Annotated in this window: 2 protein-coding genes; both read right to left on the bottom strand. The window is 67.2% G+C overall.

Annotated features, from left to right (window positions below):
- Positions 1 to 424: ABC transporter permease family protein (locus tag ABD785_RS41110; protein WP_486303557.1), on the bottom strand; the 424-nt coding region annotated here is incomplete at its 3' end.
- On the bottom strand, positions 421 to 1,368 hold the full coding sequence (locus tag ABD785_RS41105; protein WP_344840332.1) for a carbohydrate ABC transporter permease: 948 nt from the start codon (positions 1,366 to 1,368) through the stop codon (positions 421 to 423). The genes ABD785_RS41105 and ABD785_RS41110, both read right to left, overlap by 4 nt.
- Positions 1,369 to 1,583: the final 215 nt, after the last annotated feature.

Raw genomic sequence — 1,583 nt, 5'->3', positions numbered from 1 at the left:
CTTGGTAGGGGATGAACATGCCGAACAGGATCAGGGTGAACACGATGTCGGCGCCGGGGAAGCGCCAGCGGGACAGCACGAATCCGTTGGCGGCGCCCAGGAGGGAGGAGATGAGGGCGACGGGGACGGCGAGTTCAAAGGTGCGGAAGAACGAGGGCCGCAGGGAGGTCCAGGCCTTCTCCCAGGAGGTGAGGGTCCATTGTTCGGGGAGGCTCCACTGTCCGTTGACGCCGATCTCGCGGCCTGACTTCAAGCTCGTCACGATGAGGACGTAGGCGGGCATCAGGACGATGATGAGGAAGAACAGCAGGAGCCCGTAGGTGACGGCCCGGCCGGCCGGGGACCTGCGGTTGAGGCCGCCCTTGTTTCCGGCCGGTTCACGTGTGCGGTCGGCGGGGGTGCGGGTCACGGTGCTGGTGGTCATCGGCGGCGCTCCACCCGGTTGTTGTAGATCAGGTAGGGGACGATGACGAGGGCGACGAGGAGCAGCAGGATCACCGAGATCGCTGCGGCTTTGGCGTAGTCGCTGGTCAGCAGGGTCTGCCAGACGTAGACGGCGGGGACCTCGGTGTTCCACTGCGCTCCGGACACCGACATGATCAGGTCGAACATCTTCATCGACATGTGCCCCAGAATGATCAACGCCGACAGGGCGGTCGGGGTCAGCTGCGGGAACAGCACATGCCGGTACAACCGGTAGGTACTCGCGCCGTCCACGGCGGCGGCCTCCCGCAACTCGACCGGGATGCCCCGGAATCCCGACAGGAACAGGGCCATGACATAGCCCGACAGCTGCCAGATCGCGGGCAGGGCCATCGCGGCCATCCCCCAGTCGGGATGGGTCCACCACGGATTCTCCAGGAAACCCAGATGGAGGCTCTCGAACGCCTGGTTGAGGCCGCCCGCCGAATCTCCGGTGCCGGAGTTCATCAGCCAGCGCCAGACCACGCCGGACGCGACGAACGACACCGCCATGGGGAAGAGGTAGACGGCGCGGAGGAAGCCCTCGCCGCGTACCCCTCGCTCGAGCAGGAACGCCCAGAGCAGCCCCATGAGGAGCGCGCCGCCCATGAACATGACGGTGAAGACGAGCAGGTTGCGCAGGGAGTGGACGAACCGGTCGTTGATGTCGTCGGTGAACAGGGCGGTGAAGTTGTCGAGGCCGACGAAGCCCTTGCTGCCGAGGGCGTCGTGCTCGTCGCTGAGGGAGAGCCTGAGGGTCCAGGCGATGAGGCCGTAGACGAAGATCCCGAGCAGGATCAGCGATGGGGAGAGCAGGGCGAGTCCCGGGCCCCATCGGCGGAGTGAGGTGCGGCTGAAGCGGCTGCGCCGCGGTGGGGCGTGGACGGACTCGGGGGTTGTCGTCATCGGGGATGGTCCTCCGTGGGGGGCCGCCGGTGCGGTCGGCCGTCGTGCGAGGTGTTCCGCTCGGGCGCGGAAAGGGGCGGGCCTCCGTTCGTGGAGACCCGCCCCGCTGTGAGGTCAGGTCACTTGACCGCGAACTGCTTCGCGGCGGCGACGAGGGCACTCTGGAAACCGGCGACGTCACCATCACCGGAGAACTTGCCCTGCGCGGAGTTCAC

Origin of the sequence: Actinocorallia longicatena, from assembly GCF_039534125.1 — a bacterium.
Taxonomy (GTDB): Bacteria; Actinomycetota; Actinomycetes; order Streptosporangiales; family Streptosporangiaceae; genus Actinocorallia; species Actinocorallia longicatena.
This window is presented reverse-complemented; position numbering and strand designations above follow the sequence as displayed.